The sequence below is a fragment of the Candidatus Abyssobacteria bacterium SURF_5 genome, assembly GCA_003598085.1.
GTDB lineage: Bacteria > Abyssobacteria > SURF-5 > SURF-5 > SURF-5 > SURF-5.
Genome location: QZKU01000105.1, coordinates 20,958 through 46,284, shown reverse-complemented (window position 1 = coordinate 46,284; position 25,327 = coordinate 20,958). Strand labels below are relative to the sequence as shown.

General features: G+C 56.3%; 20 protein-coding genes, 1 other RNA gene and 1 pseudogene. 20 read left to right on the top strand and 2 right to left on the bottom strand.

Annotated features, from left to right (window positions below):
* From ftsA to lpxK, 13 genes and pseudogenes are all read left to right on the top strand, one after another.
* Positions 1-1,128, top strand: a 1,128-nt coding sequence (ftsA, locus tag C4520_15030) for a cell division protein FtsA (GenBank protein ID RJP18160.1), incomplete at its 5' end; no start/stop codon positions are given.
* A gap of 18 nt (positions 1,129-1,146) precedes the next feature.
* Positions 1,147-2,352 (top strand): cell division protein FtsZ, encoded by a 1,206-nt coding sequence (gene ftsZ / locus C4520_15025; protein ID RJP18159.1) that lies wholly within the window; start codon positions 1,147-1,149, stop codon positions 2,350-2,352.
* Between the two features lie 14 nt (positions 2,353-2,366).
* Complete coding sequence (locus C4520_15020) at positions 2,367-4,010, top strand: radical SAM protein (GenBank protein RJP18158.1); 1,644 nt, start codon at positions 2,367-2,369, stop codon at positions 4,008-4,010.
* Positions 4,003-4,812, top strand: coding sequence for a hypothetical protein (locus tag C4520_15015; GenBank protein ID RJP18157.1), 810 nt, complete (start codon positions 4,003-4,005; stop codon positions 4,810-4,812). Before C4520_15020 ends, C4520_15015 begins: the two co-directional genes overlap by 8 nt.
* A gap of 98 nt (positions 4,813-4,910) precedes the next feature.
* Positions 4,911-5,363 carry an SsrA-binding protein SmpB gene (smpB, locus tag C4520_15010; protein ID RJP18156.1) on the top strand — a complete coding sequence of 151 codons (453 nt, stop codon included), beginning with the start codon at positions 4,911-4,913 and terminating at the stop codon, positions 5,361-5,363.
* A gap of 1 nt (position 5,364) precedes the next feature.
* Positions 5,365-5,717: a transfer-messenger RNA gene (ssrA, locus tag C4520_15005) on the top strand.
* A 62-nt stretch (positions 5,718-5,779) separates the two neighbouring features.
* Positions 5,780-7,327 carry a hypothetical protein gene (locus tag C4520_15000; GenBank protein ID RJP18155.1) on the top strand — a complete coding sequence of 516 codons (1,548 nt, stop codon included), beginning with the start codon at positions 5,780-5,782 and terminating at the stop codon, positions 7,325-7,327.
* Complete coding sequence (locus tag C4520_14995; protein ID RJP18154.1) at positions 7,237-7,932, top strand: hypothetical protein; 696 nt, start codon at positions 7,237-7,239, stop codon at positions 7,930-7,932. Before C4520_15000 ends, C4520_14995 begins: the two co-directional genes overlap by 91 nt.
* Positions 7,933-8,157: 225 nt before the next feature.
* Positions 8,158-10,341, top strand: a pseudogene (gene tsaD / locus C4520_14990) (tRNA (adenosine(37)-N6)-threonylcarbamoyltransferase complex transferase subunit TsaD).
* The gene (gene dusB / locus C4520_14985; protein ID RJP18153.1) at positions 10,317-11,312 is read left to right on the top strand and encodes a tRNA dihydrouridine synthase DusB; all 996 of its coding nucleotides are present in this window, start codon (positions 10,317-10,319) and stop codon (positions 11,310-11,312) included. The pseudogene tsaD and the gene dusB overlap by 25 nt, the downstream one beginning before the upstream one ends.
* Positions 11,313-11,368: 56 nt before the next feature.
* A complete protein-coding gene (locus C4520_14980; GenBank protein RJP18152.1) occupies positions 11,369-12,436 on the top strand; it encodes a PilT/PilU family type 4a pilus ATPase in 1,068 nt (355 codons plus the stop codon).
* Positions 12,433-13,569: a DNA-protecting protein DprA gene (gene dprA, locus C4520_14975; protein RJP18151.1), complete on the top strand. Its 1,137-nt coding sequence runs from the start codon at positions 12,433-12,435 to the stop codon at positions 13,567-13,569. Before C4520_14980 ends, dprA begins: the two co-directional genes overlap by 4 nt.
* Before the next feature lie 10 nt (positions 13,570-13,579).
* On the top strand, positions 13,580-14,659 hold the full coding sequence (lpxK, locus tag C4520_14970; GenBank protein ID RJP18150.1) for a tetraacyldisaccharide 4'-kinase: 1,080 nt from the start codon (positions 13,580-13,582) through the stop codon (positions 14,657-14,659).
* Here the strand turns inward: lpxK and C4520_14965 are convergent.
* Together C4520_14965 and C4520_14960 are read right to left on the bottom strand one after the other, a co-directional pair.
* Entirely contained in the window at positions 14,638-15,516 is an 879-nt protein-coding gene (locus tag C4520_14965) for a BON domain-containing protein (protein RJP18149.1), read from the bottom strand. The genes lpxK and C4520_14965 overlap by 22 nt on opposite strands.
* Positions 15,517-15,554: 38 nt before the next feature.
* Positions 15,555-15,839 (bottom strand): hypothetical protein, encoded by a 285-nt coding sequence (locus C4520_14960; protein ID RJP18148.1) that lies wholly within the window; start codon positions 15,837-15,839, stop codon positions 15,555-15,557.
* A 52-nt stretch (positions 15,840-15,891) separates the two neighbouring features.
* Between C4520_14960 and C4520_14955 the strand changes: the two genes are divergently transcribed.
* From C4520_14955 to C4520_14925, 7 genes are all read left to right on the top strand, one after another.
* Positions 15,892-17,730, top strand: coding sequence for a hypothetical protein (locus C4520_14955; GenBank protein ID RJP18147.1), 1,839 nt, complete (start codon positions 15,892-15,894; stop codon positions 17,728-17,730).
* Entirely contained in the window at positions 17,688-19,031 is a 1,344-nt protein-coding gene (locus C4520_14950) for a divalent metal cation transporter (GenBank protein ID RJP18146.1), read from the top strand. The genes C4520_14955 and C4520_14950 overlap by 43 nt, the downstream gene beginning before the upstream one ends.
* Positions 19,032-19,286: 255 nt before the next feature.
* On the top strand, positions 19,287-19,748 hold the full coding sequence (locus C4520_14945; protein ID RJP18145.1) for a transcriptional repressor: 462 nt from the start codon (positions 19,287-19,289) through the stop codon (positions 19,746-19,748).
* An 80-nt stretch (positions 19,749-19,828) separates the two neighbouring features.
* Positions 19,829-22,030, top strand: a complete 2,202-nt coding sequence (gene katG / locus C4520_14940; GenBank protein ID RJP18144.1) for a catalase/peroxidase HPI — start codon at positions 19,829-19,831, stop codon at positions 22,028-22,030.
* 317 nt (positions 22,031-22,347) lie between these two features.
* On the top strand, positions 22,348-23,205 hold the full coding sequence (locus C4520_14935; GenBank protein ID RJP18143.1) for a M23 family metallopeptidase: 858 nt from the start codon (positions 22,348-22,350) through the stop codon (positions 23,203-23,205).
* Between the two features lie 872 nt (positions 23,206-24,077).
* Positions 24,078-24,527, top strand: a complete 450-nt coding sequence (locus C4520_14930; GenBank protein ID RJP18142.1) for a TPM domain-containing protein — start codon at positions 24,078-24,080, stop codon at positions 24,525-24,527.
* Positions 24,484-25,326 carry a TPM domain-containing protein gene (locus C4520_14925; protein RJP18141.1) on the top strand — a complete coding sequence of 281 codons (843 nt, stop codon included), beginning with the start codon at positions 24,484-24,486 and terminating at the stop codon, positions 25,324-25,326. The genes C4520_14930 and C4520_14925 overlap by 44 nt, the downstream gene beginning before the upstream one ends.
* The last annotated feature ends 1 nt before the right edge of the window (position 25,327 follow it).

Genomic DNA, 25,327 nt, shown 5'->3' with positions numbered 1-25,327 from the left:
AAGTCCGATGGATTAAAAAAGGGAGTCATCATAAACATTGAACGGACCATTTCCGCCATCCAGCGAGCCGTCGAAGAGGCGGAAACCCAGGCAGGTGTCGAGGTCGATTCCGTGATGGCGGGCATCTCGGGTGGGCACATCAAGAGCCTGAACAGCAGGGGGATGACTGGCGTCTCCCGCAATGACCGCGAAATAACGCAGGCCGACGTGCAACGAGCGATCGAGGCCGCCAAGGCGGTCGCAATTCCCATCGATCGCGAAGTCGTCCATGTGCTTCCCTACGGATTTATCATTGACGGGCAGGACGGCGTTCGCGATCCGGTAGGCATGCTGGGCGTCCGCCTCGAGGTCGACGTTCATATCGTTACCGGCGCCGTCACCTCTATTCAAAACCTCGTGAAAACAGTCAATCGAGCCGGCTTCGACGTCGACGGAGTCGTGCTGGAACCGCTGGCATCGGCCGAAGCCGCGCTCACCGATGACGAGAAAGACCTCGGCGTCGCCTTAATCGACATCGGCGGCGGGACCTCCGACATCGTCATCTATCTGAATGGTTCGGTGCGCCACAGCGAGGTCGTCAGCCTCGGCGGAGAACATGTCACCCGCGACATCTCCCTGGGCCTTCGCACGCCGCACGAGAAGGCCGAGCTGGTCAAGCTGGAGCACGGCTGCGCGCTCGTTTCCATGGTCAGCAACGGCCAGACAATAGCTGTGACAAGCGTGGGCGACCGCCGCGATCGGGAAGTCGCGCTCCGCGACCTCGCCGAAATCATCGAATACCGCATGGACGAATTGATGCGACTCATCCAGATGGAGATCCAACTCACCGGCTACCGCGACCTCATAGCCGGCGGCGTAGTCCTTACCGGCGGCGCCTCTCTCTTGCCGGGGGTGTGCGAAATGAGCGAGGAAATCTTCGGGTGTCCCGTGAGAATCGGCACCCCGAGATTCATCGCAAATCTGGAGGAGCGCAAAGAACTCGATCAACCCAAATATGCAACCCTGTTCGGCCTCGCCCGCTACGCCCTTCTCCAGCAAGACAAGAAGGAAAAATTCGGGCCGGCAATGTTCGGGGCCATGGGAAAACTCTTCAGTCGCGTTGGAAGCTGGATGCGGACCACCTTGTAGGCCGGGAGGGAATCGAAAATGGTGGCTTTTGAATTTATTAACGAACCCCATGTGGGGGGACGGGTAATGGTCATCGGTGTCGGCGGCGGCGGAAGCAATGCCGTCGATCACATGATCGAGGCGAAGATTTCCGGAGTGGAATTCATCGCAGTAAATACCGACGCCCAGGCTCTCGAACGTTCACGCGCCCCGATCAAGATGCAGGTCGGCGCCGTTTATACTAAGGGGCGCGGGTCCGGCGGCAATCCCGAAGTGGGCCGGCAGGCAGCTCTCGAAGACGTTGACCTCATCAGGGAGACCCTGCGGGGCGCCGAAATGGTGTTTGTTACTGCCGGTTTCGGCGGAGGAACGGGGACGGGCGCCGGCCCGGTCATCGCGGAAATCGCAAAGAGTATGGGCGCGTTAACCGTCGCAATCGTGACCAAACCGTTCAGTTTCGAAGGAAAGCCGCGCCACGATAATGCGAAGGCGGGCGTCGAACAACTGCGCGGATGCGCCGACACGTTGATCGTCGTGCCGAACCAGAAACTGCTCGAGGTGGAAATGATAGATAAGAACACCACCATCGTCGAGGCGTTTCGGATGGCCGACGATATCCTGCGACAGGGAGTCGAATGCATCTCAGGCTTGATTACAATGACCGGTTTGATCAATCTCGACCTCAACGACGTGCGCAGAATAATGTCCAATCAGGGAGCGGCCCTGATGGGTGTCGGCTCGGCGTCCGGTGAAGGACGAGCGGGTGCGGCCGCCAGAAGAGCGATCACTTCGCCGCTGCTCGAAAGCTCGGATATGAGCGGCGCCAAAGGCGTTATCATCAATATCGTCGGCGGCACCGATCTCGCCCTGTATGAGGTGAACGAGGCCGCTACCATTGTCTCGAAGGCGGCTGATCGCGAAGCCAACGTTATTTTCGGCGCGGTCATCGATCCGGAACTCAAGGAGGAAATAAAGGTAACCGTAATCGCTACCGGATTCAAGACAGAAGAGGAACGTGCCGTTATGGCTGTCTCCGATGAGCCCGGCAAGCCGATGGAGCTTTTTTCCTTCGAGGAACTGGGTAACACGCCGGCCTATGTCCGCCATTCCGGCGGCAAACGGCTGCGTGTCGTTCCAACTCAGAACAATGAGAAACTGTTCAAGGAAAACCTCGAGATACCAACTTTTATCCGGCGCAAGGCGGCGCAACGATTGCCCGCCTCCATCGATCCGGACAAACAATAAGAAAACTCCGTAAAATGAGAAGGAGCTTTCGCCAACTCGAGAAATATCGAAACGCGAAGCTTTCCGCCGAAAAAGCAAGGGTGAGGCCTGCCGATGCCCGCTTGAAAGTGTGCCTGGTGTTCCCAAATTCGTATCACGTGGGAATGTCCAATCTCGCTGTTCATTGCCTGTATGCCGTAATAAACTCGCGGAAGGATGCCTGCTGTGAGCGAAGCTTTTTCGAGGAACCGCTCACCGGATATTCGCTGGAGACGGCCTCCTCTCTCGCCGATTTCGACGTGCTCGCCTTTTCGGTCTCATTCGAGCTTGATTATCCCAAGATCCTCAAAATCCTGAATGCGGCGCGCATTCCCCTGCGCTCGAACCAGCGCAGCGCGGACCACCCGCTCATCATCGCAGGTGGTCCGTGTGTCTTCTCCAATCCGGAGCCGATTGCCGATTTCTTCGATTTGCTTGCGGTAGGCGAAGGGGAGGAGATGATCGGCGATATCCTTGACCTTTATTCCCGCACCGGCAGGCGCTCCCGCAGCCGAGACGAGTTGCTGCGGCAACTCTCGGAAGTCCCGGGAATTTATGTCCCTTCCTTTTATCAGCCCGTTTATGACGCCGGCGGATTCCTTAAGAAGATGAACCGGAATGAAGGGCCGGCTCTGCCTGTATCGGCCCGCGTCGTGGAGGATCTGGATCGCCACCCGTGCGCCTCGGTCATTCTGACCCCGAACACGGAGTTCGCCAATATGTTCCTTATCGAACTGGGGAGAGGGTGCCGGCGAGGATGCAAATTCTGCTCCGCCTGCTATACCTATTTCAGGCGAAACCGGTCGGCTGACTCGATTATTCAGCAGATCGAGGAAGCACAAACGCTGACTGATCGGGTGGGACTGGTGACATCCGATCTCTCCGATTACCCGCACAGGGAAAGGCTGCTCCACTATCTCATGAAGAAACAGTTGGCGTTTTCCGTCTCATCTATACGGGCGGATGCGATCACCGAGGATATTTTGGCGGGCATGAGAAGGAGTCGACAGAGAACTCTGACGGTCGCGCCTGAAGTCGCCTCTGAAAAGCTGATGTCAATCACCGGTAAAAGAATCTCTTCTGATGTTTTGCTTGGGGCCGTCCAGCGGGCCCTGCAACAGGGAATATTGAGCTTTAAACTGTATTTTATGATCGGATTCCCCGAAGAGGATGAGGACGATATCCACGCCATCATCGAACTGGCGTCACGAGTTCTCAAAGCCATGCAGGAGTCGGCGAAGGAGACGCATAAGATCGGTAAACTGACCATCAGCATTAATCCTTTCATCCCTAAACCTTTCACGCCGATGGAAGCCGAGCCCTTCCTTAATGAGGCGCCGCTCATGCGTCGCATCCGCTTGCTCCGAATCGGTATTGGCCGGCTCGGTAATACTTCTCTGCTGGTCGAAAGTCCTCGAACAGCAAGGCTGCAGTGCGCTTTCGCACGAGGCGACAGAAGGGTTGGCGCTCTCATAGAGTCTGCAGCCGGCGATCGCTCAGTCGCCCAACTGTCACGAGATTATGGTAAGATAATTGAGGAGTTCGCAGGCGCACAACCGGAGGACGCTATGTGCCCGTGGCACGTGATCGCACCGCCCTCCACGCAAAAAAAGCCGGCAAGGAAGGTTTCAATTGAATAAGAAGATTCTTCTGATCGCTCTGTTGTTCTTAATGGTTTTGCCCGTCCGCCGTGCGCTCGGACAGCAAGATGTCGAGTCGATTTCCAAAGTGAAACTCCACGAGAATGCGCTTCCAAAAAACGCTCGAATAGTCAAAGAGGTCTGGGGCTCGGCCGATCAACTTAACCGGCTGCGCCTGCGCTTGGGCATTCCTGTCACTGCTTTATTGAATCAAGTCGTCACTACTGAAAACGAACAGGCGCAGGTCAACTACGTTCTGACTATGAATGCCGCATGGCTTGCCGAGGGGTATTCCAACCTTGTTGAGATCGATGGAAACAGGAGTTGCATTTCCGTCATCGACTCCGTCTTGCTGCAGATTGCCACTCCTTCTAAAGAGCTGGAGCGCGAAATCCTGCAATCCCTTCATCCAGATCCTGTGTTTCTCCTGAAACTGAAATTCAACAGCCTTCCGCAAAACTGGGGCCTGAAACAGGAGTGGATATTTCTAGAAAATGAACTTGCCGGCCTTCAAAATTCACTGTCAGCATCGACTCTTATCGAAGCGGCGCTTTCACAGGATTTTCTCGCTGGCCATTCAAAGCTGGTAGCTTTCTATTTCCGGTGCAAAAATCCTGGTGCGGCTAGCCAATTGGCTCAGATATTAGCCAGTCAAAAACGCGTGCTCAACCAGATGACCATCGGCCGGAGCGGCTCTCTTGTCGTGACGATCGAATCGCAGAATGTAGAATTGAATAAAAAGGCTATCTCATTGGTAAACTGGCCCGCCGAAAACGGAGTCCAGATATTTTCTGTCAGATAGATTTATGATAAACACTTTAATATCAATAACTTGTGCGGCTGTTATCCCGCGCGGTAACCCTTGAGTTCTCCTTCTTTTTATGCTATGATAATGTAGTTATGAGTGAGAAAATTGTGACGATAAATCGCAAGGCACGAAGCGATTACGAAATTCTTGAATCTCTTGAGGCCGGTATGTCTCTCAAAGGGACCGAGGTGAAATCGCTTCGTGAGGGCCGCATGAATCTAAAGGACAGTTTCGCCAAAGTCCAGGAAGGAGAAGTGTTTCTTGTGAATGCGCATATCAGCCCGTATTCACACGGAAACATTCAAAATCACGACCCGCTCCGGGAAAGGAAACTGCTCCTGCACAAAGCTGAAATAAAGCGATTAACCGGAAAAACCGAGGAAAAAGGGCTTACGCTCATCCCTCTAAAAGTATACTTTCTCCGAGGAAAAGCCAAGGTGGAACTCGGTCTTGCCCGCGGTCGAAAACAGTACGACAAGCGGGAGCAAATAAAGAGAAGGGACACTGAAAGAGAAATCAGGAGAGAACTGAAGAGCAAGCAATAACGGGGGCGAAAAGGGTTCGACAGGGATAGCTGCTTCTTGGGTTGCATGCCGAGCACCCCGTACCACTCGTTAAACGGTCGGGAAACAAAATGTAACTGCAGATCACGAATTTGCAATGGCTGCTTAACAAAGTGGCCCGGCTCCCTCGATCAGCCTGCGGATCGGGAAGAGCCGTCGATTAGCAGGATGGCGCCGGTAAACGGCCCGGCCTATCGGCGCGAAATTTACGGGCTGGCCAGTGGCGCATCCTTCTCATGGGAGGCGCTATCGGCAAGATCAAAACATGAGATAAGCATGTAGACGCTCAACGAGCGATATCTTTGGACGGGGGTTCAATTCCCCCCGCCTCCACCACGAACCAAAGGGAAAGGCCTTATTTTAGGGGAAGGCGCGCGGGAAGAAGACGGGAGTGTCCATTGGGTGCATCAAGAAGCAGCGCATTATTCCTCGCAGTCCTGGCCATCCTGGCCTTGTCTCTAAACAGTCCCGCCGAACAACGTATTGAAGCCGTTCCTCGAGGTGACGTCATCACGCTATCCGAGGCGGCTCGTTTTTTTGGAGCGACCGTCTCCTGGAAACCGGCCGAGGGAAAAATCGTCCTCGCTTTCAACGGCAGCGAGGCGCAGATTCTGCTGGGAAGCAACCGCATCCTTATCGGCGATTACGTCCTCACCATATCCGCTCCCGTTCATATCAGCGACGGGCTGGTGCGCGTGGGGGTTCAAGACGCGGCGGCTCTCTTTTCCCGCTTGCTCCAGCGCGAAGTAACGGCGTCGGAACTCCTCGCCGCAGGGCTGGCGGCACAGCCTGAGACCGCGAGGCGGGGGATAACTATCGAAGACGTGCACTATATCTCTTATCCGGAGTTCACGCGTTTCATCATAAATCTGCGAGGGGCGCCGGATGTCGAGACCGTGAAGGTTCAGTGTGTGGATGAACATGATCTGTCGGTTATCTTTTCCGATGCTCGTTTTTCTCGACTTGAACCACCGGTTGACATTAACGATGGAGTAATCGCGCGCCTCGAATTTTTGCAGGCGGACCATTCGAGCAAATTGCTCATCAAGACTCAAGCGAAGAGAAGAACCTATGAGATGCAGCGATATAACGATCCTCCAAGAATTGTGGTCGATGTGTTGCCGGATGAACCTTTGGTCACGACTCTCGGACAGAGAACCGTATTGCCGCAGCCCAATGGACTGACTGAGATCGAGCCCGAGCCGCAACGCGAGCGATTGCTCTTGACTACAGTCGTCATCGACCCGGGGCACGGCGGAAAGGACGTCGGCGCCCGCGGCGCCGGCGGGCTAATGGAAAAGGAGGTCGTCCTCGATATCGCACTGCGCCTGAAAAAACTTATCGAACAGAAGGATGGAATGAAGGTGGTTCTTACCCGGAACAGCGACTATTTTGTTTCGCTCGAAGAAAGGACGATGATCGCAAACAGCGCCAAGGAGGGCGCTCCGGCTGATCTCTTTATCAGTATTCACACCAACTCGCACAAGAGCCCGAAGATCGGCGGGTTTGAAGCCTATTACATCTCCGATGCAGTTGATCCCGGCGCTGAGGCGACGGCGGCGCTCGAAAACGCCGTTGTTGCCTTCGAGAAACAGGGAAAGGGTCCGGCGCCCGATTCTCTCGTTCCTATCCTCTGGGACCTGCAATTCATGGAGTTCATCTCTCAGAGCAGCGAACTCGCCTTTATTGCGCAGGAGCAACTGGCAAACCGGTTGAATACGCGGAACCGCGGCGTGAGACAGGCGCGGTTTATTGTTCTCTCAGGTGTGGCCATGCCCTCGGTTCTCATAGAAGTCGGCTTCATCTCAAATCGGGTCGAAGAAGCGAAAATGAAAACGCCCGATTTTAAAGAGAGATGCGCCGAAGCCGTCTCGGCGGCCGTGCTGAATTTCAAAGAGCGCCACGATGTCAGACTCGGCCTCTTAAAGAAGGATGCGAAGCATTGACCAGCAAGCGAACGATCAAAATCCTGCTCGCGTCTGTATGGGCCTTGCTGGTCATCACGCTTCTCGGCTTTGCCATTAAATTATTGCAGGATTTCGTTTCGACTCCCGAGCAGGCGGCCGCCCCTCCCGCAGTGATTCAGCCTCCCCCAAAACCCGAAAAACGAGAAGTCATTCTCTATTTTTCCGACGCCGATGCCAGTTCGCTCCTGCAAGAAAAAAGGTCGATCAGTCTCGGCGCCGGCATCCAGTCCGATGCAGCCGGCATCGCCAACGAGCTCATTCGAGGGCCGCAGCTCGAAAACCTCTCTCCCACTATTCCGCCGGACACACGCCTGATCAATGCATATTTCATCGGCGATACGCTTGTCCTTGATTTCTCGCAGGAACTGCAGAAAAATCATACGGGAGGCTCGGCGGGCGAACTGACAACCATTTACTCGATCGTGAATTCGATGACGGAAAATCTGCGTGGCGTCAAAAAGGTCCAAATCCTGGTCGAGGGGCTTGAAATAGAGACCCTGGCGGGGCATCTCGATCTCTCCCGGCCGCTTCACCCCGATGTCAAATGGATGAAAAAGCTGCCGCGAACCAATTCCACATCTTGAAAGATCTCTTACATCGGCAACCAGATAACCGTGCCCCCGGGCCGCTTCGGTTCCAGAATCATGAGTTGTTGTGGCGAGATTTGTGTTACTATCCAGGCAGCAGAAAAATTAAACGAAAAGAAGGAATTGTTAATTCGTCGACACCACCTCTGCAGGGGCGGATTTCCAATCCGCCCGCGCGCAAGCCAACCGGCGCGTTCGCGGCAATAATGTATACTAGAAAAGATGCGTACAAAATCAAAAATTAAAGTTAAAGTCGTCATTCTCCTTTCGGCGCTTATCATGCTGTTTGGAGGAGCCTACGTCTTCTCGCGTCTGCTCTTTGACGACCATAAAACCATCCTCTTTCTGTCGAGCACCATAGACAAGACCGTCATCGAAGTTTTGACGGAAGCGCAGGTCCCGCAATCGTCCGTAAAAAGAAATGTCGTGAGAAAGGAAAAGAACGATGCAGCCTGGGATCAGGTGGAACTGGTGGTTCAACTGACGGAGACGGATTCTCTGAGCCACATTCAGGATGAACTGAAGAAAGCTTTGCTCCTGCCGGGTGTCTCTCTTCAAAAAGTCGAAAATTCGTCCAAAGATTACAGGAAATCGCACCTGTCGGTATTTTTTCATGAACTGCTCTTGTATCAGGTCCTGTTTCAACAGGAGGTTCCCCCAGTCGAGTCCACCATGGCGGCGGCGCCGGCTGCGGTGGATGAGCAGGAAGATGAGATGCCCAAAATCGCTCTGATCGTCGACGACATCGGATATGATCTAGAACGGGCGATGGAAATTATCAACCTGCGGCGGCCTTTGACTTTTTCCATATTCCCTCAGCTATTGTATTCTCGACATATTGCGGAGTCCGCCCACAAGATGGGGCACGAGATCATGATGCATCTCCCCATGGAGCCCGACGAAAACTGGAAACGGAACCCTGGTCTTATCTTGCAGGATATGGACCGCGACCAGCTTCAATGGATGTTGGAGACCGACCTCAAGTCGATTCCGCATGTTAGCGGAGTCAATAACCACCAGGGTTCGAAGATGACAAGAGACGAAGCAGCAATGGAGCTTGTCATGGACTACCTCCGGCGTAAGGACCTGTACTTCGTCGACAGCCGCACGACGAGCGAATCCGTTGCTTTCGAGGTGGCGAAACAGCTTGGCCTCAAAGCGGCGGAAAATGACGTCTTCCTGGATAACGAAAAAGACGTCGATTATATAAAAGAGCGCTTCGAGCTTCTGATGGAAAAAGCCGAGGAAAACGGAGAAGCTATCGGCATTTGTCACGTTCATCCGGTGACCGTGAAAGTCCTTCGGGAAATGCTCCCCCTCATTGAAAAGCGGGGCTTTAAGCTCGTCTACGTCTCGGAGATAGTAAGGTAACTTAAGATGCTGATCCTGGGAATCGAAACTTCCTGCGACGAGACCGCAATTGCCGTCGTCCAAGACGGGAACCGGATTCTTTCCAACGAGGTCGCATCCCAAACCGAACTCCATGGCCGCTTCGGGGGAGTCGTTCCGGAATTGGCCTCGCGCGAACACCTCAAAGTGATTGTCCCGCTCTTCCATGAGGCGCTCAAAAGCGCAGCGTGTTCTCTGGACGAAATCGATGCCATCGCCGTGACCGCCGGCCCCGGCCTCGTCGGTTCGTTGCTCGTGGGCATCAGCTTCGCCAAATCATTGGCGTACGTCAAACAAAAACCGCTCGTGCCGGTCCATCACCTCGAAGGTCATATTTTCGCGAATATCGCAGCGGGCGCCAACCTCCAATTTCCCTTCGTCGCCCTTATAGCATCAGGCGGACACACCGACCTGATCGAATGCCGCGCCCCGCTTCAGTATAAGATTCTCGGACGCACGCGCGATGATGCCGCCGGCGAGGCCTTCGATAAAGTGGCCAAAATGCTCGAGCTCGGATATCCGGGCGGACCCGCCATCGAGCGTTCGGCCGCCCCCGCAAATCCCCACGCGTTCCCTTTTCCGCGGCCCATGCTGGCCGACGCCGGCTTCGACTTCAGCTTCAGCGGCTTGAAGACGGCGGTTCTGTACACGGTGGATGATTTAAAAAAATCCGGGACGGTTGCGGAGAAAACTCCGGACATCGCGGCGAGCTTTCAACTGGCGGTTGCGGAGGTGCTGGCGGAAAAAAGCCGCCGCGCACTGACCGAGACCGGCCTGCAACGGCTCGCGCTCGGCGGCGGAGTCATCGCGAATACCTGCGTGAGGGAGATGCTGCTCTCGCGCGTCGAGGGCGAAGTCTTCGTCCCGCCGCGGCACTTGTGCATCGACAACGGCGCAATGACGGCTGCGGCCGGCTATGCGAGATTCCGCGCCGGTTACCGCGCAGATATGACGCTCAATGCCGAGCCGAATCTGCGACTTCACTCGAATCTATGGAAGGAACTGCAACACGCATAGGGAACGTCGGGATAATCGGAAAGCTCGTGCTGGGGCCGATGTCGGGAATCACCGACTTGGCCTTTCGCCTTGTCTCAAAATCTTTCGGATGTTCTCTCGGATACGTGCCCCTCGTCAGCGCGAAGGCCCTCGTCCTGGGCAGCCGCAAAACGTTTGAACTTCTCGAGACAGACCCGGCCGAGAAACCCGTCGCTGTACAGCTCTTCGGCGGCGAGCCCGATGTCATCGGCAGGGCAGTCGAGATTCTGAAGCCCTATCCTTTTGATCTGGTCGATATCAATATGGGATGTCCCGCTCCCAAAGTGGCCGGTCACGCGGGCGGCTCCTCGCTTCTGCGCGATCCCGGTCTCGCCGCCGAGATCGTCCGGGCCGCTGTTCAGGCGGCGGGCAAACCCGTGACCGCTAAAATCCGGTCCGGCTGGGACGAGCGTTCGACCAACGCCGTCGAAATTGCGCTGATGCTCCAGGAGGCGGGCGCTTCGGCGATTGTCGTTCATCCAAGAACCAAAGCCCAGCGGTTTACCGGCCGTGCGAACTGGAACATCATTCGGCAAGTCAAACAGGCGGTCCGGATACCCGTTGTCGGCAACGGAGACGTTTCCTCGCCCGAAGATGCAAAACGGATGCTCGAGCAAACCGGCTGCGATCTGGTAATGGTCGCCCGCGCCGCCCGCGGCAATCCCTGGATATTTCAGAGAGGAAATTATTTCCTGCAAGAAGGAAAGACACTGCCGCAACCCTCTCCCCATGTGAGGGTACAAACTCTGATCAGGCATTGTACAATTTTGGCGCAATACGAGGGCGAGCGCACCGCCGCCTTGAAAATGCGAAAACATGCCGGCTGGTACATCAAAGGCCTCCAGAACGCCGCAAGTGCCCGAGAACGGATAAACAAAGCGCAGACGACCGGCGAGATCATCTTGATATGTCGCGACTTAGAGCATCAGTGGCATGAGTCTTGCTCCCCCTGAAGTCCGGACCAATTATCCGTTTTTGGATAAGCGGACGCAGCACGAGGAGACATTTTATGAATCTACACGCCTTGCTTCACACTGTCGTCGGACAGTGCGGCTCAGACATCCATTTCAAAGCGGGAAATCCCCCTGTTATTCGCTATGATGGCCGCTTGGTGAGACTCGATTACTCGCCTTTGAGCAGGAAAGACATTGACGATGTCCTGCATCAAATCCTGACCGAAGAAGAACTCGAATTGTTTCGCGAACGCCGCGACCTCGACGTTTCCTATGCGGTCTCGGAGCTGTCCCGGTTCCGCGTGAACATCTGCCGCGAAATGGGAAGCGTCAGGCTCGTCTTCCGATTGATTCCCTTCGAAATCCCAGCCATCCGGGAACTGAAACTCCCGCTCGTCCTCGAGGAGATTTGCAAGACCCCGCGCGGGCTGGTTCTGGTAACCGGGCCGACCGGAAGTGGAAAATCGACCACGTTAGCTGCTATGATATCGCATATCAATGCCAATTATCCGCGGCACATCGTCACGATTGAAGACCCTATCGAGTTTGTTCACACCGACCGGCAGGGAATGGTGACCCAGCGACAGGTAGGCATTGACACAGACTCCTTTGTGCAATCGATGAGAGCAGTCGTTCGCCAGGACCCCGACGTGATCATGCTGGGAGAAATGCGAGACGCGGAAACCGTGTTCTCCGCCATGCAGGCCGCTGAAACCGGCCACCTGGTGCTCTCGACTCTGCATACGCCTGATGCGATTGATACCGTGAACCGAATCACCGATTTCTTCCCGGCCGAACAGCACCAGCAGGTGAGAAACCAATTTTCCATATGTCTGCGAGCCATCGTCTCGCAGAGACTCGTTCCCCGAAAAACCGGCACCGGCCGCATCGCTGCCGTCGAAATCCTGATCGGGACCCAACTGGTGAAAGAGAGAATCCGCATCCAGGCCGACGCCTCGCAAATCATCTCCCTGATGTGCGAAGGGCGGGAGACCTACGGAATGCAGACGTTTGACCAACATCTGTACGAACTCTGGGAGGCTGAAGAGATATCTGAAGAGACGGCGCTGGCGTATGCCACCAGTCCAAAAGACCTCTCGCTCAGACTGCGCGGCCTGATCTGACCCTTTGGAGAGAGGCTACGGGAGCTCCTGCGAAAACAGAAGACGTTCACGATTGGCTGGAACTGAGTCTGGTCCCAGGCATAGGGCCCAAGTCTTTTTTCAAACTGATCGACTTTTTCGGGAGTGCCCGGAAGGCGCTCGATGCGTCTGAATCGGCCTTGAGAAACATCCCGGACCTGCCCGCCCACGCCGTCCGTGCGCTTCGAGCAGGCGCAAAAGATCCCCTCGATCGAGCCCTCAAATCCATCGAACAGCATAATGTTTCACTCCTGTGCTTCAACGACCCGGCCTATCCCGACCGGCTCCGCCACATCTGCGATCCGCCGCCGCTCCTTTACGTGAAAGGGGGTCTGGCGCCCGAAGACCTGAATTCGATCAGCATCGTCGGCACCCGCCGCGCCACCCATTACGGCAAGACGGCCGCCGTAAAACTTGCCGGCGACCTGGCGCGTCTCGGCGTGACCATAATAAGCGGTCTTGCGTACGGAATAGATGCGGCCGCGCATAAAGGCGCACTCGATGCCGGCGGACGCACACTTGCGGTTCTCGGATGCGGCGTGGATGTCGTTTATCCACGCTCCAATGAAAAATTGTACGAGCAGATTCCCGCCTCCGGCGCCGTTATATCGGAGCTCCCGATGGGCACTCAGCCCGATCCCGGATTCTTCCCCATGCGCAACCGCATCGTAAGCGGAATCTCGCTTGGCACGCTCGTTATTGAAGCTCCCTTAAAGAGCGGCGCCCTCATCACCGCGCGGTACGCGCTCGAACACGGGCGAGAGGTGTTTGCCGTGCCCGGCAGCATCTTCTCTCCTTACAATGAAGGTTGCCATAAACTGCTGAAGGACGGCGCGAAACTCGTGGAAAACGTGTATGATATCATCGCTGAGGTCGAGCGAAACATCGAGGGAAACGCGCCGCCCGATCAGGAGCCGGCGACGCCGAAAGAGATTCCCCTTAAACCTGACGAGAAGAAGATATTCAATTTCCTGTCCATGGTGCCGGCCCACATCGACATGATCGGCGAAGAGTGCGGCTTGAGCGCCTCTCAGACGGCGGCCGCCCTCATGGTGCTCGAGATCAAAGGATTGGCGCAGCAGCTCTCGGGCAAAATGTTTATCCGAAGGATGTAAACCGATTCACGTGACGAATCTCGAATGGTATATGCGGGTAATTTCCGGTGAGGCCAAAGGAATTGTTCCCGCCATATCTCGAGCCGTTCTCGCCGGCGCCTCCCTCCTCTACTACTCGGTATGGGCGGCGCGTGAGGCGGGATATCGTCTCGGCATTCTTCCGATTCGCAAAGTCGGCGCCCGCGTCGTCAGCATCGGAAACATAGTGGCAGGCGGCGCCGGTAAACCCCCCGCCGTCATCTACTACGCCAGGCGATTCACCGGCGAAGGAAAACGAGTCGCCGTTATCAGCCGCGGCTACGGCCGCCTGTCGCAAACGGACGAGCCTGTCGTTGTGTCCGATGCAGGAGGAAAAATCCTCGTCACGCCCTGCGTCTCCGGCGACGAGCCGTACCTGCTCGCAAAAAAACTGCCTGGGACGCCGGTCATCGTCTGTGGAGACAGGATCAGGGCGGCGCGGCTCGCGATCGAGCGTTTCTCTCCCGATGTCATTCTGCTTGATGACGGATTCCAGCATCGCGCGATCGCGCGCGACGAAGACATCGTGGTTATCGACTGCAGCGAGCCGTTCGGGTACGGCCATCTGCTGCCGCGCGGCTTGCTGCGCGAGCCGATGAGCGCGTTGAAACGGGCGACGTGTTTTCTGTTGACGCGAGTGGACGAACGAAAACACGCCGATGTCGTCGAGAAGCTTAAGGGATTGAATCCGCCGGCGGAACTGATCCTGAGCCGGCACCACCCCTCGAGCTTGGTCTCTTTTTCGAAGAACGAGCCGTTTCCGCTTGATTTTCTCAAGAGGAAAAAAGCGCTCGCGCTTTCGAGCATCGGGAATCCGAAGTCGTTCGGGCGAACTCTGAAAAGACTCGAGGCGGAAGTCGTCGGCTCGCTCAGCTTCCCCGATCATCATTGGTATGTCGCTGCCGATGCGGAGCGGATCCGCAAGGCGGCGGAAAAATGCGGCGCGGAACTGATTATCACTACCGAGAAAGACGCCGTTCGCCTCAACCTGCTCGTGGATAAGCCGGCCAACATCTTTCTGCTGGGAATCGAGTTGGAGATTATCGGGAGTTATCCCGGCGGAGCGGCCTGAAGCTTCTCCTTTTCTTTTGGCTTCCCGGTCGTCAGGAGACTGTCGTAATTGGGGGTGTAGGATGAAGCTATTTGCCTGGCTTTCTTTATCAGCACCTCGGATGCCAGCGTTCCCACCAGCGTCACCTTGTTTTTTCTTACCTCGACTTCGACCCCATAGATGCCCGACTCCCTCAATTCCCGCTCGATCTCGCGCGCCAGAATCCGCGCGTTCCGCGAACTGAGCGATGTGAGGTTGATGATCGAAGGGTTGTTGCCGACCGCGCGCTCGATCGCATCCATATCCTTCAAATACAATACCCGCCCCTCGACAAGTATCTTCTCTTTCACCACCTCGATATTCAGGTTCTGGACATCCTTGAGCTGTTCCCTCAATTCGGCCGCAAATTTTTCCGGATCGCTGACGTAAACCTGAACCGTATAGGCGACCGTCTTTTCATTGTCCAGCCGCAGAATGATTTTGCCGATGCCGGGAGAATTCGCGACCAGAACGAGATGCTGTGTCCCCGAAAGGAAGCCTTCGACGATTTCCGGCCGCGTCACCGCCACTTCGAGCACATTCGCTTCCGCCCGGACGCGCTTCTTCTCGCCCGCCTTCAACTCGATCACATGCTGCTGAGTGATAATGGTTTCCTCTGGCGACGCCGATGAAGACGATGCCGCAGGAGGGTCGTCTGCAAGCGCGGTTGAGCAACAGATGAAGACAAAGCAAATGCAGAGGAAAGCCCTGAATCTTGCGCCTGTTCTTGAGGCGCCAAGAATCATACGGATCGCCGGAACAACCAGAACCATCGCATTCACAAGACAAACATAACGCATCAACCGGAAAAAAGTCAACGGCAAAGGGACTGACACCATTCACGGAAACCGTAGCGGACTGGCTCCATTTACGGAATTCATGTCTTCTCGAATTTCCTAATCTCCACACCCAAATCGTGTCCACCGCCGGTAGGGCCGAATTCATTCGGCCCCGCGATGATGCCTGCCCAACCTGAGCCTTTAAACCTTCGACTGTCCATTACTAAATCCACCGAAGCATTCCTCCTTTGAAAAAGGGGGACTACGGGGGATTTTCTCTCTTCCCTCACCCCTGAACCGTAGGGGTGGTCCCACGTGGCCGCCCGCTTCTCGTCATACAGCCCGCGCCTCCCGGCATAGAATGGTGCCTGTCCCCGGAGCATGATATAATCGAAACCTGTCCATTAACCGGCACCACCCAAAACGGAGGCGCGCATGTTATATCCTCAGGTGAACGCCCACAGAAATCTCGTGGCGCTCGACGGGCTCTGGCAGTTCTCGCTCGATAGGGATGAACAGGGAGAAGAAAAATGCTGGTTCGAAGGACTGCCGTCGAGCAGGCCCATCGGGGTGCCCGGCAGTTGGAACGAGCAGTATGAGGATACCATGTTCTACAACGGCAGCGCCTGGTACCAGACCGATTTCCATATTCCCGCAGAATGGCGCGGGCGCCTGGTGCGGCTGCGGTTCGGAGCGGCCGGCTACAAAACGGACGTCTGGCTCGATGGAGTTACACTCGGAGAACATGAGGGGAATTCGCTCCCATTCGAATTTGACCTGAGCACGCTGGCCAAGCCGGGCGCGCGGCACAAGCTTGTTGTCAAGATCAACAACCGGCTTGGCTCGCAGTCGATCCCGCCCGGCGGCATCGAGCACGTCTCGGGCGGCGAGGCGCCCGACTTCATGACCGAAGCCATCTCCAACTTCGCCTTGATCGTGCCCGAAATCCAAATGCTCCCGCTGCTGCTCGAGATGAGACGCCAGTACCCGGACGTGCCGTTCGATTTCCTGCCATTCGCCGGTATCCATCGGCCGGTCAAGCTCTATGCGACGTCTAAGGACCGCATCGAACGGATACGGGTGCGCACACAATTGAAGCGTGCGAAGGCGACTGTCTCATGCGAAGTAGAGACGGCCGGACGCGCAACCTCCATCCGCGGATCGCTCAGCCGCGGAAACAAATCTTTAACAGCGGAAGCCGCTCTGAAGGACGGCCGCGCGACACTCGAATTTACCGTTCCGCGCCCCGACCTCTGGCATCCCGACGGCCCTCACCTTTACCGGCTAAGCCTCGATCTGCTGAAAAGCACGAAAGCCGTCGATGAGTACCACACCGAGATCGGCATCCGCTCGATTGAGGTGACCGAAAACCGGATTCTGCTCAACGGCAAGCCCGTCTACCTGAACGGCGCCTGCAAGCATGAGGATTTCCCCATATTGGGCAAGGCTGTCAGTGAGCCGGTGATGGTGAAAGATTTCTCGCTCATGAAATGGATGGGCGCCAATTCGTTCAGGACCTCGCATTATCCATACGCCGAAGAACAGCTCATGCTGGCGGACCGCATGGGATTCCTCGTGATCGACGAGATGCCCGCTGTCGGCCTGAATTACGGCATGTATAATGATGCTATCCTCAGCAAGTGCACCGGCATTCTGACCGAGCTGATCGAGCGCGATTGCAACCACCCGAGCGTCATCATGTGGAGCATCGCCAATGAGCCCGATCCTTTCACCGAGAGCGCGGGCGAGTTCTTTGGAAAATTGCGCGCACACGCGAAACGGCTCGACCCTTCGCGGCCGGTCACGCTGGCCGCCGTGCACAGCCCGCAAGACTACACGTTTGACGTGGTCGATGTGATCTCCATCAATCGCTACTATGGCTGGTACACCGAGCCGGGCCGGCTCGACGTCGCCGCGCAAAAACTCAGCGACGAGCTTGACGCGATCCATGCGAAACACAGGAAACCGATCATCGTGTCCGAATTCGGCGCCGACTCGATTGCCGGACTCCATTCGGACCCGCCCGAAGTTTACACCGAAGAATATCAGGCGGCGCTGCTGCGGACCTATATCGACGTGATCCGCTCCAAGAACTTCACCGCCGGCGAGCACATCTGGAATTTCGCCGACTTCAAGACGCCGCAGAATTACACGCGAACCGTCTTCAACCGGAAAGGGCTGTTCACGCGCGACCGCAGGCCGAAGCTGGCCGCTCACGTCGTGCGCCAGATATGGCAGTCCGGCCAGCGGCCACGATCACAGGAGCAGGATTGATGAATGCGACATTGACAAAACCATCCGTTGCTGAAAAAAGACCCAACCGGCTGAGGCGGTTTCTCGCGCAGTTCGGGCCGGGCCTGATCTGGGCGATGGTCGCCATCGGGCAAACGCACGTCATCCTCTCAACGTATGCCGGAGCGCGATTCGGGTTCTCGCTGCTGTGGGTGATCATGCTCGCGCACCTGTTCACGTATCCCGTATTCGAGTACGGCCCGCGCTACGCCGTCGCGACCGGCGACTCTCTCCTCGGCGCGTATATGCAGTTCCGGCGAATGCGAATGTTCATGATGGTCTTCTTCGGAATGCTGCTGCTGACGATCCCGTTCCTCGGAGTCGCGTCGCTGCTCAGCGTGAGCGCGTCGGTCCTCTTCGCGGCGTTTCCACAGCTCTCGTTCAACGCGTGGTGCGTTATCATTACCGTTGCCACCGCCGCCCTCATCTTCGCCGGACGCTATAAGGGGCTCGAGATTACCTGTATCGCGATGTCCGGCGTGCTCGTTGTCACAACTCTGCTCGCCTTTTTCCTGCGGTTTCCACAGCCGCAGGAGTTCCTGGCGGGCGGACTGCTGCCGGCGATTCCGGCCGGCTCGCTGGTGACTCTTGTCGCATTGATCCGCATGCCGACCGATCCGGCGACCTCGATCATGCATTCCGTTTGGGCCGTCAAGAAGCGGGACGAGTGGATTCGCGGCGACGGCCTGCAGGCCGGGTTGCGCAAGAGCCTGCTCGATCTGCGCGTCGGCTTTGTCTTCTCTCTGATGATCGCCTTCATTTTCCTGTCGCTCGGGGCAACGGTCCTGCGCCCGCGCGGAATAAGCCTTGAGGGGGTCGATGTCGCAATCAAGCTGTCGCGGATTTACACCGAATCGGTGGGCGCCTGGACGTTCCCACTCTTCATCGGCGTCGCCTTCATCGCGTTGTGGGGCAGCTACTACACCAATGCCGACGGTGTTCCCCGCATGTTCGAGTCGCTGTATAACTCGGCAAAAAAAAAGAATCAGACGGCGGAGCTGAGTCCGCTCAGGATGGTCTACACCGCTATGTTAATGGGGGGCGGATTGCTTCTTGCCGTTCTCGCCCAGCGCCCGGTCTTCCTGGTGATCCTGGCAGTTTCCGCCGGCCTGATCGCTTACCCGATGATCTATCTCATGAACATCTACGCCGTCACGAAACTCGTGCCGCCGGAGTTCCGCCCGTCGCGCCTCAACCTCGCCCTCGCCTGCTGCGGAGTCGCGTATTCGCTTGTCGGCGTAACGCTGCTCCTCCTGGTCCGCGTCTTCGGCCTTTGGAATTAAGAGGTCTTTTGGAAGCCACCGACTTCATGGATTAGACAGCGCAATCAAGAATGCGACCTCATTTTTACAACTTGTCAAGAATAGACGCGACCCCTTCTCTTCCCTGATGCCGAATCGCATACAATTCTTTCAATTTCTCAGCGGATGATCATGGAAGCTTGTCAGTCAGGTGGCCGTCTGGGACCCGCTTGCCAAAAGTCCTCATTGATGGCATATTTTTAAATAAGAATGAAACCGAAATAGGAATCAGACGGCATGGAGATTGACTCGAAAGAACTGCAGGAACGAATGAGTCGTCTAAAAGACGGGCTGAAGCGGTCCGGCCTGAAATCGACACATCAGCGGCTGGAGATCTTTCGCGAGGTGGCAAAATCCGGCATACATCCTGACGCCGAAACCGTATTCAATGGAGTACGCGAGAGGGTGCCAACCATATCGCTGGATACTGTCTACCGCACCTTATGGGTGCTTCTTGATCTGGGATTGGTAACCAGCCTCGGAGCATCTCACGAGAGAGTTCGGTTTGACGCCAACCTCAAGCCGCACCACCATTTTGTCTGTGTACGGTGTGGGCTGATTCGCGACTTCCACTCTCGGCATCTGGAAAACATTGCATGTCCGGAAGAGGCAGAAGCATTTGGCGAACCTGTGTCACTGCACGTGGAGGTAAGGGGCGTGTGCACCGGCTGCCGATCCCTTGTGAAGAACAGCAGTTAGACATCCCCCTCAGATCAGGTTAAAGACGAAGCGCCGGCGGCGTGGCCTCGGCGTAAACCAGAGAGAAAAGGAGAACGGAGATGAACAAAAATAGCAAGCGTCGGGTGACGGAACCCATTGGCCGCGGTGGCAGGTCGCCCCGGGACTGGTGGCCGAATCAGTTGAATCTTAACATTCTGCGCCAGCATTCTCCAAAGTCCAATCCAATGGGCGAAGAGTTCAACTACGCTGAGGAATTCAAGAAACTCGATCTGCAGGCCGTGAAGAAGGATCTCTATGCGCTGATGACCGACTCGCAGGACTGGTGGCCGGCCGATTATGGTCATTACGGGCCGCTCCTCATCCGGATGGCATGGCACAGCGCAGGCACATACCGCATGGGCGACGGCCGCGGGGGCGCAGGATCCGGCGGCCAGCGCTTTGCGCCCCTCAACAGTTGGCCCGACAACGTGAACCTCGACAAGGCGCGCCGGCTGCTCTGGCCGATCAAGCGGAAATACGGCAGGAAAATCTCCTGGGCGGACCTGATGATTCTCGCCGGCAACTGCGCGCTTGAGTCTATGGGATTCAAAACCTTCGGCTTCGGCGGCGGGCGCGAAGATATATGGGAGCCGGAAGAGGACATCTACTGGGGAACCGAGAGCGAGTGGCTTGGTGACAAGCGCTATTCCGGTGATCGGGAACTCGAGAATCCTCTCGCCGCCGTGCAGATGGGCCTGATCTACGTGAACCCGGAAGGTCCCAGCGGCAATCCTGACCCGGTTGCCTCCGGCCGTGATGTTCGAGAGACGTTCGCACGCATGGCCATGAATGACGAAGAGACCGTCGCACTCGTCGCCGGAGGACATACCTTCGGCAAATGCCACGGCGCCGGCGATGCGGCGCTTGTCGGTCCCGAACCTGAAGCCGCTCCCATCGAGGAACAGGGACTCGGCTGGAAGAGCCGTTTCGGCAGTGGCAAGGGCGGCGATACGATCGGTAGCGGCATTGAGGGCGCGTGGAAGCCGAACCCGATCAAATGGGACATGGGCTATCTGAACATGTTGTTCAAATATGACTGGGAATTGGTCAAAAGCCCGGCAGGCGCGCATCAGTGGCTGGCCAAGGACGTGGCCGAAGAGGACATGGTGGTTAACGCGCACGACCGGTCGAAGAAGCACCGGCCCATGATGACCACGGCGGACCTCTCGCTGCGCTTCGACCCGGTCTACGAGCCAATCGCGCGGCGCTACCTGCAGAACCCTGAGGAATTCGCGGACGCCTTCGCCAGGGCGTGGTTCAAACTGACCCATCGTGACATGGGGCCACGCTCGCGCTATCTCGGTCCCGAGGTCCCGGCAGAGGAACTGATCTGGCAAGACCCGGTGCCCGCAGCCGATCATGAGCTGATCGACGCGCGGGACATCGCAGACCTCAAGAAGAAAATTCTGGCCTCGGGCCTGTCGATCTCGGAGCTGGTTTCAACCGCCTGGGCGTCGGCATCCACGTTCCGCGGCTCCGACAAGCGCGGCGGCGCCAATGGGGCACGGATTCGCCTTGCGCCGCAAATGGATTGGCAAGTCAACCAGCCGGCCCAACTGAAGAATGTGCTGCAGACCCTTGAGGGAATCCAAAAGAAGTTCAACAGCGAGCAGGCGGGCGAGAAAAAGATTTCTCTCGCCGACTTGATCATCCTTGGTGGATGTGCCGCTGTTGAGCAGGCTGCAAAGAATGCCGGTTACGATGTGACCGTTCCCTTCACGCCGGGACGCACGGATGCGTCGCAGGAGCAAACAGACGTGGAGGCATTCGCCGTTCTCGAACCGGTTGCGGACGGGTTCCGCAACTACCTCAAAGCGAAGTATGCCGTATCGGCAGAGGAACTGCTGGTTGATCGAGCGCAACTGCTGACGCTGACCGCTCCTGAGATGACGGTTCTTATTGGCGGCATGCGCGTCTTGAACGCCAACTTCGGACAGTCCCGGCACGGCGTCTTCACCAAGCGGCCGGAGACGCTCACCAATGATTTCTTCGTGAATCTGCTCGACATGAGCACGATGTGGAAGCCGACCTCGGAAGATGAAGACGTGTTCGAGGGTCGTGATCGCGCGACGGGCGAGCTCAAGTGGACCGGCGCCCGTGTCGATCTCATCTTCGGTTCGAACTCCCAACTCCGGGCGTTGGCGGAAGTTTACGGGTGCGAAGACTCCCGGGAGAAGTTCGTGCACGATTTTGTAGCCGCTTGGAACAAAGTGATGAACCTTGACCGGTTCGACATCGCCTGTTTAGAGAAGAACGCGTAAAAACAAGGAACTCGTGCCGGCGCTCGACTCCCATTGTCTGTGGGACAAGAAAGGTTAGTGTCCTTTCCGATCTTCTCTTCTTCCTCCGTGCTTCCTTAATCCTCGTGGCGAGGATAAGTTTCAGGTTCGAGGTTTCATTGTTCCGGGTTGGAAGAGAAAAAGGCAGGTTACAGTCTACAACCCACAGCGATTCCGCGAGGCGCCGCGTCAGCTTAGGCGCTCCGCTCGGGGAGAGGCGTTCGCGTAATTCGTCAAATTCGTTTACTTCGTGTTCCAAATCATTCTTGGCGTCTGCGACTCTTGGTGGGAAGAGTTTTGTGGGCAGGGAAGACTATGATAGAATTCATGTCATGAAAGGAAAATGGATACTTGCTTTTTGCCTTTCTGCCGTTCTCTCTTTGCCGGCTCTTGCAACGGCTGAGGAACTCGTACATGTAGTGAAGGAGGAGAACGCGCGAGAAGCCACATTATACGTTCGGAACGGACGCCCGGTCGATGTGACCATCAGCTTCAAGTTCACATGGGAGAATGCAGAGGTGGATCAAGACTGTGCCGCGTTTGTCGTTCGACCAAACGAGCTGGTTCGCGTTTGTCGGATCACGAGTAGAATCCGGAACATGCCGTGGCGCTACTCCTTCGAATGGCGGTACAAGCTGGGAAATATGACTGCGCGACATGATGACGCGTTCATATACAGATTGCCTTTCGAGGAAGGCAAAAGGGTCGTGGTAACGCAGGGATTTGGCGGTAAATTCAGTCACCACGGCGGATCAAGGTATTCCATTGACTGGAGGGTGCCGGAGGGTACTCCCATACATGCATCAAGGGAAGGAACCGTCGTTGCGGTGGAATCGCAGCACTCGGAAGGCGGACCGACTCCTGAATTCAAAGAAAAGGCGAATTACGTCATCGTATTGCATGAAGACGGCACTCTTGGGCAATACCTGCATTTGGAGAAAGACGGGGTGGCCGTGCGTGTTGGCGAGAGAATACTCGAGGGCGGTCTGATCGGATACTCCGGCAACACGGGCTTTTCCACCGTGCCGCACCTGCATTTCAATGTATACAAGCCGAAAGACGGATTGGAGACGGAATCGATTCCTATACGATTTAAGACCGGCGAAGGCGCCGGCATTGCACTTGAACAAGGCAAAGAATACACCGTTTCACGATAATCGGTGATGATCCGTATCAGTTTCAATCAATTGCTGCTTCAGGTTCAAAAGTTTCAGTATCCAAATTCAGGTTAGAAGAAGGCATTCTCCGTTTCGTTTGTTGGCTCCCGTGAAGATCGTTTTTTCTTTTCGGCTGTATTTCGAGCACGTTCCCGCGAATCACGCGCAGTTGCCCAGGGCAAACAGAATAAATCGGCTGTTGCCGAGCTTTCCCGAAACAACCCTCAGCGGCGAGTCTGAGGAACAGTTCAAGGTTGGAACAGAAAAAGGCAGGTAACAGTCTACAGTCCACAGTCATCCCGCGAGGCGCCCTGCTGAAGCAGGGTTAAGAAACTGTATTTCGCTTACGCTCAACGTGAAGAGGAAGGTTCATATGACGCGGCTGGCGCCGCGTATCCTGGATTCCTGCTTTCGCAGAAATGACCCCGGATCGGGGTCCGGCGCAGGCTCATGAAAAATCAGCGTGCATCCGTGGGCACTTGTGGTTCCCATGCGGATCGAGTCCAGGACGGCGTCTGCGGATATGAAGAGTCTTTCCATGAACTTTGGGATTATGGACTGTGGTCCGCTTCTCTGATTCGCCTAGTTCGTTCGAATTCGCGGCCCAAAACGTCCTTTTCTTGATCAGCGATTGAAAATCAAATTTCCGTTATCAAATCTTCATTTTTATTCCTTATCCTGAAAGCGAGGCCCCAAGCCAATATCTTGTTCTCGCAGCTGCTCTTGGTTGGAATGGACGGCTCAAGCAACCGTCAGATGGCGCTTTGCGTGATGGCGCTTTGCGTTGACAACTCATCGAAAACGTGATAAAAGAAGCTGAAATCACCTGCAGAGGAAATGCCGCTTTGCATGGACACACACGCGGGGGATCCATGAGAAGGTCGACAAATCCCAGCAAATTCCTCACCCCGGCAGAATCGCGGCAGGTTACGGCGGCAGTCGAACAGGCCGAGAAGTTTACCTCCGGCGAAATCAAGGTGACGCTGGCCCGACATTGCTGGATCAGTATCGAGTCCAAGGCGTCGCGCCTGTTCAATAAGCTTAATCTTGACCGAACCCGCCATCGCAACTGCGTCATGATTTTGCTGGTGCTTACCAACCATGAGTTTCATATCCACGGCGATCAGGGAATCCACGAAAGGGTAGGGCAGGAATTCTGGGACGACGTGCGTGACCGGATGAGTGTTTGCTTCAAAGAGGATCGGTTCGGCGACGGTCTGGCCGAGGGAGTCCGCCTTATCGGCGAGAAGCTCGCCCAGTTCTTTCCCCCTCTGGCGGATGACACCGATGAGATATCGAACCACATTGCACATCATGAATAGGCTGTTCATTGCATTGCTCGCTGTGTCCCTGTGGATGCCGACGTCGCGGGCGCAGGAGAGTTTCTCCGCCGAGCGCGCTCCCGCGGAGTCGAGTGAAAATCAGACGAAAGATTATACCCCCTTCCCCGCACCCGATCTCGGCTATGTGAGCGACAATGCGGACCTGCTCACGCGGGAAGAGGAAGAGCGGATCGAGCGGTGGCTGTGGCAGGCGGAGGAGAAGGCAGGTCTGGAGGTCGTTGTCGTTACCATCGGTTCCATCAGGGATTATCCGGGCGCGCCCTCATCCTCGATCGAGATATTCGCGCGGGGGCTTTTTAACACCTACGGCATCGGCAACATGCCGGCGAATGATGGTGTGCTCTTGCTGGTGGCCGTCAAAGACAGGAAGGCCCGGATAGAGCTTGGCGCCGGTTACGGCCACGCACGGAATCGCGACGCCCAGCGGATAATGGATGAGGACATCCTGCCGGCCTTCCGGCAGGAAGACTATGCCGCCGGCATTCGGAATGGAGTGAAGGGAATACTACGCGAGTTTGGCGGGCTGCGCGTCGGGCCCAACTGGCCGCTCATCGGGGTGGCTCTGTCCATTCCGGTGGTTGGTCTGATCGCTGTCAGTCTGTTCCGCAATGGCAAACGCGGCTGGGGCTGGATCAGCGTCGGCCTGTTGATCGTGCTCATACTTGCGCTCATCTGGATTCTCCGCCAGACGCTGAGACACATGCCGAGGAGAAGCGGCGGACTGGGCAGCTTCGGCGGCGGCTTCTCCGGCGGCGGCGGCGCAACCGGCGGTTGGTGAG

Bases quoted from the DNA above. Each gene is read 5' to 3' on its own strand.
- ftsZ (RJP18159.1), top strand. From the start codon at position 1,147: ATGGTGGCTTTTGAATTTATTAACGAACCCCATGTGGGGGGACGGGTA.
- C4520_15020 (RJP18158.1), top strand. From the start codon at position 2,367: ATGAGAAGGAGCTTTCGCCAACTCGAGAAATATCGAAACGCGAAGCTT.
- smpB (RJP18156.1), top strand. From the start codon at position 4,911: ATGAGTGAGAAAATTGTGACGATAAATCGCAAGGCACGAAGCGATTAC.
- C4520_14995 (RJP18154.1), top strand. From the start codon at position 7,237: ATGCGCCGAAGCCGTCTCGGCGGCCGTGCTGAATTTCAAAGAGCGCCA.
- dusB (RJP18153.1), top strand. From the start codon at position 10,317: ATGGAAGGAACTGCAACACGCATAGGGAACGTCGGGATAATCGGAAAG.
- C4520_14980 (RJP18152.1), top strand. From the start codon at position 11,369: ATGAATCTACACGCCTTGCTTCACACTGTCGTCGGACAGTGCGGCTCA.
- C4520_14965 (RJP18149.1), bottom strand. From the start codon at position 15,516: ATGGTGTCAGTCCCTTTGCCGTTGACTTTTTTCCGGTTGATGCGTTAT.
- C4520_14960 (RJP18148.1), bottom strand. From the start codon at position 15,839: ATGCTCCGGGGACAGGCACCATTCTATGCCGGGAGGCGCGGGCTGTAT.
- C4520_14955 (RJP18147.1), top strand. From the start codon at position 15,892: ATGTTATATCCTCAGGTGAACGCCCACAGAAATCTCGTGGCGCTCGAC.
- C4520_14950 (RJP18146.1), top strand. From the start codon at position 17,688: ATGGCAGTCCGGCCAGCGGCCACGATCACAGGAGCAGGATTGATGAAT.
- C4520_14945 (RJP18145.1), top strand. From the start codon at position 19,287: ATGGAGATTGACTCGAAAGAACTGCAGGAACGAATGAGTCGTCTAAAA.
- katG (RJP18144.1), top strand. From the start codon at position 19,829: ATGAACAAAAATAGCAAGCGTCGGGTGACGGAACCCATTGGCCGCGGT.
- C4520_14930 (RJP18142.1), top strand. From the start codon at position 24,078: ATGAGAAGGTCGACAAATCCCAGCAAATTCCTCACCCCGGCAGAATCG.
- C4520_14925 (RJP18141.1), top strand. From the start codon at position 24,484: ATGACACCGATGAGATATCGAACCACATTGCACATCATGAATAGGCTG.